This is a genomic window from Exiguobacterium sp. s36, assembly GCF_018618345.1.
Taxonomy (GTDB): Bacteria; Bacillota; Bacilli; order Exiguobacteriales; family Exiguobacteriaceae; genus Exiguobacterium; species Exiguobacterium chiriqhucha.
Map to the genome: position 1 here is coordinate 72466 of NZ_JACSLW010000008.1, position 12961 is coordinate 85426.

Consider the following 12961-nt stretch of genomic DNA (forward strand, 5'->3'; position numbering starts at 1 on the left):
CACGGGGAGGATAGGTACTTTCTTATGGGAGCGGGTATTCCTAAAAGGAACAAGTCCATCGTTTGGCGAATGGGGTAAGAGGAAAAATCATGGGGGGATCACTATGTCTCAATGGCTCGACTGGGCCAAACGGCTCCAGGCGCTGGCACAGGCCGGCTTGACGTTTACGAAAGACGAGTTCGATCGCGAACGTTACGTCGAGCTCCAACGAATCGCGACCGAGATGTTCGAACGACAGTCAGACCTCGCCTTGGAGGAGGTCACGAAACTGACGCACGTCGATGGATACCCGACACCGAAACTCGACGTACGCGGTGTCGTCTTCCGGGACGATGCGCTCTTGCTCGTCAAAGAGCGGTCGGACGGGCTTTGGACGTTACCAGGTGGTTTTTGTGAGGTCGGGTTGTCCCCGGCCCAAAATATCATTAAGGAGATTGAGGAAGAGGCCGGGTTTGATGTCGTACCGGTACGGCTACTCGCGTTGTTCGACATGCATCATCACGACCATCCACCGCTGTCGCAGCATTACTATAAACTGTTCATCGAATGCGAGCTGATTGGTGGAGAGGCGCAGGTGAGCCATGAGACGAGCGAGGTCGCGTTCTTCACGCGGGACAACTTACCACCTTTATCGACCGCGCGGAACACGCAGGAACAGCTTTATATGTGTTTTGAAGCTAGATGGCAAGAAGATTGGATCACGTTGTTTGATTAAGGGAGGGGATATCATGAAAGTCACACGGATTGACCACGTCCATCAACTGACATTCTATGCGCCTGTATTACCGATTAACGTCCAGTTGATTGAGCGGGAGCTCGGACTCGTCTTGATTGACACCGCCCTCGCGCGCAATGCGGAAGCGATTTTAGCGTATATCGAGGCACAGGAGCGTCCGCTGCTCGCCATCTTGCTGACGCACGCCCATGGCGATCACGTCGGTGGTGTCGACGCCATCTTGAAGGCGCATCCGCACGCCGAGCTTTACGTCTCGAGGCGCGATGCTCGTCTCCTCGAAGGGGACAAGACGACCGACCCGGATGAGCGGTCACTCAAACTAAAAGGATCGCTCCCAACAATCCACTCCTTGCCGGATAAATTGCTCGACCCAGGTGAGCGCTTGTTCGGTCTGAGGGTCTATCCGGCAGCGGGTCATACGCCGGGCTCCATCGCCTATTTCGATGAAAAGGAGCGGAACTTGTTTGCTGGTGACGCGTTCCAGACCCGTGGGGGAGTCGCCGTGGCAGGGGATGTACGCCCGTTGTTCCCGCTGCCGGGCGTCGCGACCTGGGACAAACGGGCAGCGGTCGAGCATGCGGAGAAGTTGATCGACCTGGCACCGCGCCACACGTTCGTTGGACACGGACAGCCCGTCGCTGGGACACACCGGCTCTATTTGGCGCTGAAACGGGCCAAACGCAAGCAAGCACGTCTATTTTCACGATAAACCGGAGGTGCTGATAGATGGAGTTACGCGAGATTCAGACGACAGATTATCAACTGGCCGAGCAGATGCTCGAGATTCAACGGAACGCTTATGCGGTCGAGGCCGAGCTGTTCGGATTCGATGAGATTCCAGCGCGTTATGAGACGGTCGAAGTGATTCAAAATCTGCCTGGGACGAGCTATGGCTTATATAACGACGAGCGGTTGATCGGATTCATCACGGTCGAAGCGGCCGAGAACACGGTCGAGGTCACGAAATTATGTATCGATCCGACGTATTTCAGGGCGAGGCTCGCGACGACGTTGCTCGAACATGTGCTCAGCTTGCATGAAGACAAGCTTGTCTATGTGCATACGGGAAAACATAACGGTCCGGCCAAGAAGCTGTACACGAAGCTCGGATTCAAACCGAGCGCCGAGTTCGAACCGGAACCAGGTGTCACTTTGATTCGTTTTACACGATCTTGAATCCCTTTCCTCAAATTTCAAATCCCGTCTCACTACTTTAAGTATACTAAAGTATTGAGACGGAGTTTTATTTTTACTGATAATATATGTTATGTTAACTAGAAGAAAAACAGAGAAAATCGATGTCAGATGTGACATCTCTCCTCTCGAAAAAAATCAGAAAATCTTGTACCAATACAACGTCATGTCGATGTTCGGATTGCCGGTGTGTTTGAGCGTATCGACACCGCCGAGCGCGAACCCTTCTTTCGCATAAAATCGACACGCGATCACGTTATCGTTCTGCGCTTCGAGTGACAATCCAAGCAACGATTGCTTTTTTGCCCACGTCTGCGCAGCTTCTATCAGCAAATGCCCAAGCCCGCTGTTGCGATGGCTGCCACGGACCGCGATGTTCTCGATATACGCAAAACGGTTCCAGTCTTTCACCACACGGATTTGTCCAATACATGTTGTCTCGTCGAATGCCAAGAATATTTGTTTGTCCTCACTGTTGATGTATTCATGCCAGTCCAGTGAATCGTCCGGGAAGCTCGTCTCATAGGCTTTCTCATATACCTGTTCCTCATACATCCAAACCCCGTCACAAAAGCTCGGGATGATTTTCCCGATGACTGGAAACGCATTATTGGCTTCGTTTACGACGCTGATGGAATACTCATCTAACGCTTTGATCGAGATGTTCGGTGCTTCTTCCATTGCATCTTTCTCCCTTCATATGTAATGACCGCTCCATGCCAGAACCAAATGGTCTCACTAGACTAGCCATAAAGTGGCGGTCATGAAATCAAAGTCGGTGGTTCTGTCGACAACACTTCAATTACATCATTTGATGTCAGGAACACGTAATGCTGAATATTATAAACCGTTTCGTAAATGTTTGTTGATTCTTCAGCTAACCATTTTAAATAGCTGGAATCGGTCACTTTAAAGAGTGTCCAGTCGCCAAAAAAATCAGGGTCATGATGTTTGTATAAATGTTCTAGCGTTCTAATAAGCGTTCCTTCGTCTGTATGTCGATACGACAACACAAGTCCGTCAAACAAGAATGTATGTGTGTTCTCATGGGCATCAATAAACACGAGTGTTAATCCGTCTTTATCATTAATTAGCGCCTGCAGATATAGTTTATCTGGTATCTCTGGATTGACGGTCCATCTTTCCCATTTCTCCATTTGTACCCCGCTCTCCTCATTTTAATATGTTACGAATATGCCTTTACTATCTATCATACATGAATTATTAAAGTTCACGTGGGTTGGAGTCGGCTGATCATCACGATGATATTTTCGCTTAAACCGTATTGTTCAAACCGACATCCATTGATCTGTTTCATCATAATTACTAAACTGTGTCATTCGATTGAATCCTTCATTCATCAACATGTTAGCGCTTTATGGATTTATGTTTCAAAAATAACTTTAATGCTGTTCATCCGCTCTTAGGAGTTGCCTGTAAGCGTATGTCATGCTATTTTTAGACAGATGATAACTTAAGGAGGAACTTGAATGAAACGTATGACAAAAGGTTTGGCAGCATCGCTATTACTGGCTGTCCCGCTCGCGGCGTGTGGTGATTCTAGCACCGATCAGGCCGAAACTTCGCGCTGGGACGAAATCAAAGAAGACGGTACACTCACGGTCGGTACAGCGGGGACACTCTACCCGGCCTCATTCCGTGAAGAAGATAGCGATACATTGACTGGGTTTGACGTCGAGCTCATGAAAGAGGTCGGGAAACGTCTTGACCTTGAGGTTCAATTCAAAGAGATGGCGTTCGACAACATGTTGACGAGCGTCCAAAACGGACAAGTCGACGTCGCAGCGAACGATATCTCGGTCACAGAGGACCGGAAAGAGAAGTTCGCCTTCTCAACACCGTACAAGTACACGTACGGGACGGCCATCGTTCGCAAGAGCGATTTGTCTGGCATCGAGTCAATCGAGGACTTGAAAGGCAAAAAGGCCGCTGGTGAAGCGACAACCGTCTTCATGGACGTGGCACGTCAATACGGGGCGGAGGAAGTCATCTATGACAACGCGACGAACGACCAGTACCTTCGTGACGTCTCGACAGGACGGACCGACGTCATCTTGAACGACTACTATCTTCAGACACTCGCCCTCGCTTTCTTCCCGGACTTCGATATCACGATCCACCCGGATATCGCCTATAACCCACAGGAAGTCGCGTTCTTGATGGACAAAGAGAATGCAGAGCTCCAAGAGAACATCGACCGCGTCCTTGGCGAGATGCTTGAAGACGGAACGGTGAAAGAGTTGTCAGAAACGTTCTATAACGGAGCCGATGTCTCGGTCGAACCGGACGTCGACGCGACGATCGTCGAATTGGACTAAGCCATCATGTTCGAAGGTGTGAAATGGGAAGCAATCTTTGACGTCGACCTGGCTGTGCGCTCGTTCCCTTATCTGCTAGGCGGCTTGCCGAACACGCTTTGGATCTCATTCGTCAGCATGTTCTTCGGCTTGTTGCTCGGTCTCGTGCTCGCCCTTGGGAAACTGTCACCGTCGCGGTTGTTACGGTTCCCGTCGACGTTCTATATCTCGTTCATGCGGGGTGTACCGATTTTGATTATCCTGTTCATCTTATATTCAGGGTTTCCATTCATCGGCATCGAGTTCGCAGCGCTGACGGCGGCAATCATCGGGTTCAGTCTGAACTCGGCGGCCTATATCGCGGAGATTGTCCGGGCTGCGATCCGTGCCGTCGATCCAGGACAAGTCGAGGCGGCCCGCTCGCTCGGGATGAACAAGTGGTTGACGCTGAAAGGGGTCATCTTACCTCAGGCGACGCGGATTGCCCTCCCCCCGCTTTCGAACGTGTTCCTCGATTTGATTAAAGCGAGTTCGCTCGCCGCCATGATCACGGTTCCGGAGATTTTCAATAAGGCGAAAATCGTCGGGGGTCGGGAATTCGATTATATGACCGTCTATTTGGTTGTCGCCTTGATCTATTGGGGCATCTGTACGTTCATGTCGTTCTTCCAGGACTGGCTGGAGCGGCATTTCGAACGCTATTTGGATACACCGAAACGATGACTGACTTGCCTCATACAGGCAGGTCAGTTTTTTTGTCGGGCGGTTATTGCGAAAGTGACATGGTATAGTCAACCTATTCCATATTGCGATTCAAAGGAGAGACGTCGCCTATGTTCTCAAAATTATTATTCGGATCATCCGTTCTTATCACACTTACGTATATTTTGTTCGACGGGACAACATGGGTCAGCGTCCTGCAACCTTTCACAAGCATGATTGTCTTGTATTACTTGATCATCGAGTTCCCGAGCCGTAAGAAAGCGAAAAAGTCTTCTTCGGATTGACCATGATCGACCTACATATTTAGCAACACCGTTCTTTAGCGTTCCATCTCGGTCCGCGAGTGTGCTATGATTTTTATAAATATTCAGAAAATAGACGGGGGACTTACATTATGGTGCAACAATGGACGACACATTTAAACGATCAAGTGATCGGGCAGTCGAAGGCGATTAAGCTGTCGACGATCGCTCTCCTCTCCGGGGGCCACGTGCTGCTCGAGGACCGGCCTGGTACCGGCAAGACGACGCTTGCACGAAGCCTGGCCACATCGGTCTCGGCCGCGTTCCAACGCGTGCAATGTACACCGGACACGCTACCGAGTGACATTTTAGGGATGGAGCTGTTCAATCCGACGACGGGAACGTTCGAACGCCGGACTGGACCGATTTTCACGTCAATCTTGCTCGTCGATGAGATTAACCGGACGACACCTCGGACACAGTCGGCACTGCTGGAGGCGATGCAGGAGCGACAAGTGACGCTCGGTGAGGTGTCGCTTCGTCTACCGGACCCGTTCTTCGTCATCGCGACGCAAAATCCGTTCGATGGGCAAGGGACGTTCCCGTTGCCGCAGGCTCAACTCGACCGCTTCTTGTTCAAACTGTCGCTCGCTCCGTTGTCTCGGGAGTCGGAACGCCGGTTGCTACGGAACGAGCATTTGAGTGCGGCCCCGTTCACGTTGCAACAGACCGAACTTGCCGAGATGCAGCAAGCCGTCCGTGATGTCTTGTTTCACGAGGCGATGGAGGACTATCTCCTCGATTTCGTCGAGGCGCTCCGTCATCACCGGGATATCGAGGTCGGACCGAGCCCACGGGCGACGCTCGCCTACACGATGGCGGCTCGGGCGCATGCCTATATGGACGGACGGGATTACGTATCACCGGAAGACATCCGCGCGCTCGCCTTGCCGATTCTCGGACACCGCATCGTCTTGACGGTCGAGGCGTCGCTCAAGACGAAGCCGTCTAAATTGATCAAGTCCGTTTTGGAGACCATCCCGGTCCCGTCAGAGGTGTGATATGCAACTCGTCAGCCCTCGCTACCTCGAGTCCGGGTATATGTGGCTCTTGTTCGTCGTCGGGGTGTTCACCGCCCTATACGGCAACGTCTTCCTCGCGAGTGTAATTATCGGTTTCAGCTTGTATGCGCTCATCATGCCGGAGTTGTTGTTCCGGCTCGCTGAATACGTACATGTCGAAGTGACCGACGAGCTGAAGCTGTTCCCGAACGATGAAGAGACGTATACAATCAAATTGGTTTCAACGGCGCCTGTCCCGCTCGGTGTCGTCCGTCTGTCAGGATATCTCCATCCTACCGTCGAGTCGGAGGAACACGCCTTCTGGCGCCAAGAGAACTATGTCGGACGCGAGGCGGTCGTCGCCTATACGCTCCCGCTCAAGGCGATTCGACGCGGACCAATCCGCATGGAGGCGATCGGTATGGAGATTCGTGACCCGCTCCGTATGTTCTCGCTCTATAAGGAAGACCCGCTCGACCGCATCGGCTATGTCTTCCCTGAATTCCTGCCTTATCCGATTCCGAAGCGCCCTCCGACGTTACCTGGGGAGGAGATGGTCCGTCATAGCGCCTACCGTGACCCGGAGACGTTCCAGTCAGTGGCGCCGTATCACGGCCAGCCGATGCGGCAACTGTATTGGTCGGCCTATGCGAAGACCGGCGAGCTACTTGCCCGGACCGAGCAACCCGTCCAAGCGAACGAATATGTCGTCGTGCTCGACTTGCTGACGAAAGACGGACGCGCCCTCACCCATCAGATGGAGCGGTTGATTTCGCAGGCGGCGGCGCTATGCCGCGACTTCGAGAAAGAGAACGCGAGCTATGGGCTGATTGTGCCGACATTGACGAAGGAAGGGATCACCTATGACCTCGCCCCGGGGAGCGGTGAGACGCATTTCCGCAAGGTCATGACGACGCTCGCTTGTCTATCGGAGCGTGACTTCCCGCTCGCCCGGTCGCTGTTCGAACGGAAAGTCGCCAAATATGGCGGCAGCCAATCGATTCTACGGCTCGGAGGTGACGGCCGATGAAACTACTTTGGTGGGTATTTGCCGCTTTCTATGTCGGTCACGCGTTTCCACTCGTATTTCTCTTGACGCTCCGCTTGCCGCGCAACTGGCAACTCGGTGTCCAGACGGCACTCAGCATCGCCGCCCTTTGGTTTTCTTATGAGATGAGCGTGACGTTGCTCTTGTTCACGTACGTCCATGCCTTTATCCGGACGCTCGACTGGACGGACCGTTACGCGATCGCCAGCGTGCTCTTCCTGATCGTCGATTGGTTGTCTCCGCCGGCGTCGCAGCCGCTCGCGATGATCGTCTTCCCGTTCTTGTTCTTGTTTTGGCAGCGGAGCCTATATTACCGCCGTGACTATAAACGGATGCTGTCGACGCTCGTCGTCGCCCTCGCCGTCGGTCTCGGACTGGCTGTGATCATCCGGACAATCAAAGAGTTATTGTTCGGTAACCTCGTCGCCTGGATTCGCCCCATCTTCGTGTGGATCGGGGGTTGGTTCGATGGGTTCAACTTGGATCCGACCGACCGCGTCAACCGGATTCTCGTGCCGGACAATCCGAACATTGATGCCGAGACGATTTCGAATGAGACGTTGCTCGAATCGGCGACGAATCAATCGCTGTTCTTGATTTTGGCTTTTCTCGTCCTTCTGGTCGGGTTGGTCGCCTTGTTCATCTATTTGCAACGCCGTAAAGAGATTCAAGAGGCTGTGACGGTACCGAAACAGCGCCATCAAGCAGCGGATGCCGGGCGTCGCGTCACACGGGCCCCACGGCACGTCCGCTTGCTCGATGCCGGGCGCCGGCTCGAACAGGCCCATCCTCGCCATCGTGAGGAGACGGTCATGGAATGGTTCGACCGCATCGGATTCAGCGAAGGGAACCGCTTCGCCGTCTGGCTCGAGGCCGCCGAGTACGGGGAGAAAGAAGCCCCGGTACCCATCGTCGAGGCGTTCGAACGACATGTCACCCAGACGCTCAAAAAATAAGAGACCAGTCAGTTCGCCGGGCACTGCCGGACGGTCTTGACTGGTCTTTTTTAAAGGATTGGGCTGAGCAAGCGTGACACGCTCTCTTTGAAACGGATCCATTTCGTTCGTGTCTCATAACGCTCAATCGTTAACCTGTCGGCACATGCGAGGTCTCGATTGAATGCATCGATGACAGACTGGGCAACGACCTCGTCATAAACGAGCGCTGAGATCTCGAAATTGAGACGGAAACTGCGCGCGTCGATGTTCGTCGTGCCGATCGAGGCGACCTCGCCATCGATGACGAGCGTCTTCGCATGGAGGAACCCACCTTCATACGTATATACTTCGGCACCGTAGCGGACGAGCTCGGCCGCATTCGTATACGTCGCCCAATAGACAAACATGTGATCCGGCTTGTTCGGAATCATCAGGCGGATCTTCGTCCCAGACATGAGCGCGTTGCGGCAGGCGTCAAGGAAGCTAGCGTCAGGGATGAAATATGGGGTTTGGATGTAAATCGTCTCTTTCGCCTCGGTGATCATCTTGACGAGCATGTTTTTCAAATGCTCGGTCGACGAGTTCGGGCCAGATGTGACGATTTGTACCGGTGACCGAGACGTCTCGAGTAGAGAAGTCGGCCAACGGAAGTCCTCTTTCTCGGCCCGGTGTTTCGTCGGTACGGCACGGTTCCAATCGAGGAGGAAACGCTCGAGCAATTCACGAACCGCCTCCCCTCTCATCCGCAGATGCACATCGCGCCAATAGCCGAACTGACGATTCGTCCCGAGGTATTCATTCCCGACGTTGAAACCGCCGATATAGCCGATCTCCCCATCGATGATACATAGCTTTCGGTGATTCCGGTTGTTGACGCGGAAGTTGATACCGAGGCGTGACGGGAAGAACGACTTCACCTCGCCGCCGTGCGCGAGGAGTTGTTTGAAATGGGAGCGTCGCAATCCCCGTGAGCCGACGGCGTCATAGAGCAGACGTACTTTGACGCCTTCTTTTGCCCGGCGCGTGAGTGCCTCGATGAGCGCTTGGCCGAGCGAGTCATTTTGAATGATATAGTACTGGATGTTGATTTCCTGCGTCGCTATCTCGATGTCATGGAATAACGCTTCGAACTTCTGCTCGCCGTCATGGATGACCTGAATCGTATTATGATACGTCACGAGTGCATTCGTGGAGGATAAGTTCAAGCGGGCGAGCCTTCGATATTTTGACAAGAGCGGGTCATGGGCGAAAAGCCCTTCATGCGCATCAAGCTCGGTCAATTGGTCGTCGACGTGTTTGGCGTACTCGTGACGACGCTCCTCGTCGACCTGATAAAAGTTGTTCGATTTGATTAACCGTCCGAAGAAGATGTAGATGAAGAAACCGAGCAGTGGGATGAAAAACAGCACGAGCAACCAAGCCCATGTCGAACCGATGTCACGCCGCTCGAAGAAGATGATGGTGACGGCGAACGTCACGTTCAGGACAATCAGTACGATACCAAGAATACTGATGATGATTTCAGTTGGGACCATCTCGACGCCTCCTTTATCATCTAGTTTACCCGATGATGGGCAAAACGAAATGCTCGTTTGCAGACACAGTCATAGACACACAAAAAAACACCGCGCCTGCGGTGTTTTTGGAGTAAATCGATTAGTTTAAGACTTTGATTGTGATTGATTTACGACCGAAGTTGAGCGCTTGCTCTTGTGTCGGCATCAAGATATCGATTTTGTTACCTTTGATGGCGCCACCAGTATCTCCAGCGATTGCTTCGCCGTAGCCTTCAACCCATACTTTAGAGCCGAGTGGGATGACTGAAGGGTCAACCGCGATGACTTTTTGGTTCGGGTTCGAGCGGACGTCGATTCCTGTTGCCGTGATTCCTGAGCATCCTGCACAGTATGGCGTGTAAGCCGTTGCTTCCACAGTCATCGTCTTACCTGAAGCCGGAGCTTGGGTTTGCGTTGTAGACGTAGACTGTTTCGTCACTGGTGCAGATGTTGATGCTTTTGGTTTAGCGGCTGGTGCACTGTTTGCAACCGATGCTGCGTTGGCACCTTTTACAGAGAATTGTTGACCAGGGAAAATAAGATCTGATTTAAGACCGTTCCATGTCATCAATTGGTTGACAGATACGCCGTTGTTTGTCGCGATGCGATACAACGTGTCGCCTGCTTTAACTGTATACGTTTTTGAAGCGCTTGAAGCTTTAGCTTCTGACTTCGCAAGCTTCAATACTTGGTTTGGATAAATCATATTAGAGTTTAAGCCGTTCGCTTGTTTGATATCATTTACAGATACGTTGTTGTTCACGGCGATACGGTAAAGTGTATCCCCAGACTGAACTGTGTGTGTTGATGCTGCCGAAGCTGGAGCAGCGACTCCTAAACTAAGGCCAGCGAGTGCCGTTAGTGTCAATAGTGGTTTTTTCATAAGAATATTCCTCCCTTTTCTAACGCCCCCTTACTGTAACACCTGTATATTTCACTGCCGTTACAGCCTGATATGAGAGTGATATCAGTTCAGTTACAGAAGCTTTCAGCGAGATGAGAGGAATCTGATTTTTTACAATCCAAATACAAATGGCTTTGTTGAGCCATTTTCGTCTATACTAAGGAGAAGAGAAAGGAGGTTTTAGTCTTTGGAACTATTACTGCTATATTACATTGTGACTAATTTACTAGCGTTTATGTCATTTTTCCTCGATAAACGCCGTGCGAAATCAGGGGAATGGCGAATTTCAGAACGAACGTTACTCATTCTTGTTTGGATTGGAGGAGCATTTGGGGCTTATATTGCGATGCGCCTCTTCCGGCATAAGACGTTGAAGCCGATGTTTCGGATCGGTGTCCCGATTGCCATCTTGGTGCACGCCGGTATCACGGGCTGGTTCATCTTCTGACGCCATTATATAGAAGGAACTTGTTAGCACTGTCCAACGGAGATGGAGTCGAAATGTCTGGATTGACGCTTGATAACGAGAAAACGAAGTCTCCACCCGGTGCAAAACCGAAATAAATATTTGATTGTTGAGGTGAAGAGATGAAAGTTGAAGCAGACATGATTGATGTCCAGTCGTGGACCGAACGGACGATGGAGATCGGGTTCACGACCAATGAGCAGTTTCAAATCTGGCTGGTCACCCAAGGTCAAGTCGAGGTCCGGATCAACGGTACCCGTTTAAGGCTTCGGGCCGGGATGGCATTGATGCTCGACCGCGGACAGGTCACAAAAGTCGAACGGACAGATGACTCGTTTCAAATGACGATGCTTCATGTCGACCCGTTCGACTTGATGGCACCGCCGCTCGCGGAGCAATATGTCACACCGTTCATCGAGACGATTGGCCATCACATGCTGCATCCGGCTGAACCGGGTGACAAGGCCATCCTCGAGACGCTTCATAAAGTAATCAGGAGTTTAAAGAAAGACTCGGCTTTCGCGTTGCTCGATGCGACACTGCAGCTTGTCGTCGTCTGGCGCTATTGGATTCAACGGCCGCCCGTGACGAGGCGGCATGGACAGGAGCGCATGCAACGCATGATTTCCTATATACACGACCATGACACGATGAAGCTGTCGCTCGAAGACATCGCTGCTGCCGGTGGACTGAGCCGGGCCGAGTGTTGCCGTTACTTTTCAAAATGGGGGGACACATCGCCGCTCGCCTACGTCCAAGACGTCCGGATGCAGCGGGCCGCACGTCTGTTATGTGAGACGGACAGTCCAGTCGCTGAAGTAGCGAACCGGCTTGGCTTTACGAGCGTGAGCCATTTCGTGCAGACGTTTAAGAAAGTACATAACCGAACGCCGCTCGCGTTTCGCAAGCAGAAGACATAACAAAAGCCGACACGCGCGTGTCGGCTTTTCTCGTTAACGGGCGGTCCAACCGCCGTCTGCTTTCAAGACGTCGCCATTGACGAAACTCGAATCGTCGGAGGCGAGGAACAACGCGACCTTGGCGATCTGCTCCGGTTCACCCATCGGTGCCTCCCCTGCCCCTTGGATGGCCCGCATCCCGAGCTCGCTCGGCGCGGTGATGGTGGCGCCGATATTCGTATTGACCCCGCCCGGTGCGATGGCGTTGGCCCGAATCTTGTTGAACGTACCGTACGTGGCGGCAATGTTTTTCGTCAGGCCGATAAGTGCGTGCTTCGAGGCGACGTACGAGGCGCCGCCCCGTGTCCCGAACAGGCCACCGACCGAGGCGTTATTGATGATGACGCCGCCCGTTTCTTGCTTGTCCATGATGTTGATCGCGGCCCGGGCCAGTTTCATCGGTCCGGTCAAATTGACGGCGATGACGCGGTCCCACACCTCGTCGGTCACTTCGCCGACGGTCAAAAAGTTGTCCATGATGCCGGCATTGTTGACCAAGATGTCGAGCGAACCGAACGTGCTCGTCGCCGTCTCGACCATCTTGTCGATATCTTCCTGCTTTGTGACATTCCCGGCGACGCCGACGGCTTCCCCACCGCTCGCTTTAATCTCTGACGCGACTGCTTCGACCGTATCCCCGTTCATGTCGACGGCGACGACGCGTGCCCCTTCCTCGGCAAACAGTTTGGCGATGGCCCGTCCCATGCCTGACCCTGCCCCGGTGACAATTGCCGTTCTACCCGATAATTTCACACCGCATTCCTCCTTGTTGAGACAACTCAAGAACGACAGAGAAAACGACAAGTGCAATTTACT

At 52.6% G+C, this 12961-nt stretch carries 16 protein-coding genes; 11 read left to right on the forward strand and 5 right to left on the reverse strand.

The features are described from left to right. The first annotated feature begins 103 nt into the window (after nucleotides 1–103). Genes KNP95_RS13975 through KNP95_RS13985 form a run of 3 tightly spaced genes read left to right on the forward strand, consistent with a single transcriptional unit; the run spans nucleotide 104 to nucleotide 1912 of the window. Nucleotides 104–715 carry an NUDIX hydrolase gene (locus KNP95_RS13975; protein WP_029595443.1) on the forward strand — a complete coding sequence of 204 codons (612 nt, stop codon included), beginning with the start codon at nucleotides 104–106 and terminating at the stop codon, nucleotides 713–715. Nucleotides 716–728: 13 nt separating this feature from the next. Continuing rightward, nucleotides 729–1445 (forward strand): MBL fold metallo-hydrolase, encoded by a 717-nt coding sequence (locus KNP95_RS13980; RefSeq protein ID WP_029595444.1) that lies wholly within the window; start codon nucleotides 729–731, stop codon nucleotides 1443–1445. 17 nt (nucleotides 1446–1462) lie between these two features. Next, nucleotides 1463–1912, forward strand: coding sequence for a GNAT family N-acetyltransferase (locus tag KNP95_RS13985; RefSeq protein WP_029595445.1), 450 nt, complete (start codon nucleotides 1463–1465; stop codon nucleotides 1910–1912). Between the two features lie 156 nt (nucleotides 1913–2068). On the opposite strand, the gene KNP95_RS13990 is transcribed toward KNP95_RS13985, so the two are convergent. Together KNP95_RS13990 and KNP95_RS13995 are read right to left on the reverse strand one after the other, a co-directional pair. Then, nucleotides 2069–2611, reverse strand: coding sequence for a GNAT family N-acetyltransferase (locus KNP95_RS13990; RefSeq protein WP_214837904.1), 543 nt, complete (start codon nucleotides 2609–2611; stop codon nucleotides 2069–2071). Nucleotides 2612–2691: 80 nt separating this feature from the next. After that, on the reverse strand, nucleotides 2692–3087 hold the full coding sequence (locus KNP95_RS13995) for a hypothetical protein (RefSeq protein WP_214837907.1): 396 nt from the start codon (nucleotides 3085–3087) through the stop codon (nucleotides 2692–2694). A 333-nt stretch (nucleotides 3088–3420) separates the two neighbouring features. On the opposite strand from KNP95_RS13995, the gene KNP95_RS14000 reads away from it, so the two are divergent. From KNP95_RS14000 to KNP95_RS14025, 6 genes are all read left to right on the forward strand, one after another. Beyond that, the gene (locus KNP95_RS14000) at nucleotides 3421–4269 is read left to right on the forward strand and encodes a transporter substrate-binding domain-containing protein (protein ID WP_029595448.1); all 849 of its coding nucleotides are present in this window, start codon (nucleotides 3421–3423) and stop codon (nucleotides 4267–4269) included. Nucleotides 4270–4275: 6 nt separating this feature from the next. Further along, nucleotides 4276–4971, forward strand: a complete 696-nt coding sequence (locus KNP95_RS14005) for an amino acid ABC transporter permease (protein ID WP_021067457.1) — start codon at nucleotides 4276–4278, stop codon at nucleotides 4969–4971. Nucleotides 4972–5081: 110 nt separating this feature from the next. Then, nucleotides 5082–5255, forward strand: coding sequence for a hypothetical protein (locus KNP95_RS14010; RefSeq protein ID WP_158001043.1), 174 nt, complete (start codon nucleotides 5082–5084; stop codon nucleotides 5253–5255). Nucleotides 5256–5365: 110 nt separating this feature from the next. Beyond that, nucleotides 5366–6274, forward strand: coding sequence for an AAA family ATPase (locus KNP95_RS14015; protein ID WP_029595449.1), 909 nt, complete (start codon nucleotides 5366–5368; stop codon nucleotides 6272–6274). 1 nt (nucleotide 6275) lies between these two features. Continuing rightward, nucleotides 6276–7304, forward strand: coding sequence for a DUF58 domain-containing protein (locus KNP95_RS14020; RefSeq protein WP_131472675.1), 1029 nt, complete (start codon nucleotides 6276–6278; stop codon nucleotides 7302–7304). Continuing rightward, nucleotides 7301–8278 carry a hypothetical protein gene (locus KNP95_RS14025; protein ID WP_131472677.1) on the forward strand — a complete coding sequence of 326 codons (978 nt, stop codon included), beginning with the start codon at nucleotides 7301–7303 and terminating at the stop codon, nucleotides 8276–8278. The genes KNP95_RS14020 and KNP95_RS14025 overlap by 4 nt, the downstream gene beginning before the upstream one ends. A gap of 50 nt (nucleotides 8279–8328) precedes the next feature. On the opposite strand, the gene cls is transcribed toward KNP95_RS14025, so the two are convergent. Further along, complete coding sequence (gene cls, locus KNP95_RS14030) at nucleotides 8329–9795, reverse strand: cardiolipin synthase (RefSeq protein ID WP_131472679.1); 1467 nt, start codon at nucleotides 9793–9795, stop codon at nucleotides 8329–8331. Between the two features lie 121 nt (nucleotides 9796–9916). Continuing rightward, a complete protein-coding gene (locus KNP95_RS14035; RefSeq protein ID WP_021067451.1) occupies nucleotides 9917–10699 on the reverse strand; it encodes a LysM peptidoglycan-binding and 3D domain-containing protein in 783 nt (260 codons plus the stop codon). 208 nt (nucleotides 10700–10907) lie between these two features. On the opposite strand from KNP95_RS14035, the gene KNP95_RS14040 reads away from it, so the two are divergent. Together KNP95_RS14040 and KNP95_RS14045 are read left to right on the forward strand one after the other, a co-directional pair. Beyond that, nucleotides 10908–11168 (forward strand): DUF1294 domain-containing protein, encoded by a 261-nt coding sequence (locus KNP95_RS14040; RefSeq protein WP_251135329.1) that lies wholly within the window; start codon nucleotides 10908–10910, stop codon nucleotides 11166–11168. A gap of 140 nt (nucleotides 11169–11308) precedes the next feature. Next, nucleotides 11309–12106, forward strand: coding sequence for an AraC family transcriptional regulator (locus KNP95_RS14045; protein ID WP_214716257.1), 798 nt, complete (start codon nucleotides 11309–11311; stop codon nucleotides 12104–12106). Between the two features lie 33 nt (nucleotides 12107–12139). On the opposite strand, the gene KNP95_RS14050 is transcribed toward KNP95_RS14045, so the two are convergent. Beyond that, on the reverse strand, nucleotides 12140–12898 hold the full coding sequence (locus KNP95_RS14050) for a glucose 1-dehydrogenase (protein ID WP_214716255.1): 759 nt from the start codon (nucleotides 12896–12898) through the stop codon (nucleotides 12140–12142). Nucleotides 12899–12961 lie beyond the last annotated feature (63 nt).

What these genes read in the sequence shown, in the direction of transcription:
- KNP95_RS13975 (WP_029595443.1), top strand. Translation starts at nt 104, where the DNA reads ATGTCTCAATGGCTCGACTGGGCCAAACGGCTCCAGGCGCTGGCACAG.
- KNP95_RS13980 (WP_029595444.1), top strand. Translation starts at nt 729, where the DNA reads ATGAAAGTCACACGGATTGACCACGTCCATCAACTGACATTCTATGCG.
- KNP95_RS13985 (WP_029595445.1), top strand. Translation starts at nt 1,463, where the DNA reads ATGGAGTTACGCGAGATTCAGACGACAGATTATCAACTGGCCGAGCAG.
- KNP95_RS13990 (WP_214837904.1), bottom strand. Translation starts at nt 2,611, where the DNA reads ATGGAAGAAGCACCGAACATCTCGATCAAAGCGTTAGATGAGTATTCC.
- KNP95_RS13995 (WP_214837907.1), bottom strand. Translation starts at nt 3,087, where the DNA reads ATGGAGAAATGGGAAAGATGGACCGTCAATCCAGAGATACCAGATAAA.
- KNP95_RS14000 (WP_029595448.1), top strand. Translation starts at nt 3,421, where the DNA reads ATGAAACGTATGACAAAAGGTTTGGCAGCATCGCTATTACTGGCTGTC.
- KNP95_RS14005 (WP_021067457.1), top strand. Translation starts at nt 4,276, where the DNA reads ATGTTCGAAGGTGTGAAATGGGAAGCAATCTTTGACGTCGACCTGGCT.
- KNP95_RS14010 (WP_158001043.1), top strand. Translation starts at nt 5,082, where the DNA reads ATGTTCTCAAAATTATTATTCGGATCATCCGTTCTTATCACACTTACG.
- KNP95_RS14015 (WP_029595449.1), top strand. Translation starts at nt 5,366, where the DNA reads ATGGTGCAACAATGGACGACACATTTAAACGATCAAGTGATCGGGCAG.
- KNP95_RS14020 (WP_131472675.1), top strand. Translation starts at nt 6,276, where the DNA reads ATGCAACTCGTCAGCCCTCGCTACCTCGAGTCCGGGTATATGTGGCTC.
- KNP95_RS14025 (WP_131472677.1), top strand. Translation starts at nt 7,301, where the DNA reads ATGAAACTACTTTGGTGGGTATTTGCCGCTTTCTATGTCGGTCACGCG.
- cls (WP_131472679.1), bottom strand. Translation starts at nt 9,795, where the DNA reads ATGGTCCCAACTGAAATCATCATCAGTATTCTTGGTATCGTACTGATT.
- KNP95_RS14035 (WP_021067451.1), bottom strand. Translation starts at nt 10,699, where the DNA reads ATGAAAAAACCACTATTGACACTAACGGCACTCGCTGGCCTTAGTTTA.
- KNP95_RS14045 (WP_214716257.1), top strand. Translation starts at nt 11,309, where the DNA reads ATGAAAGTTGAAGCAGACATGATTGATGTCCAGTCGTGGACCGAACGG.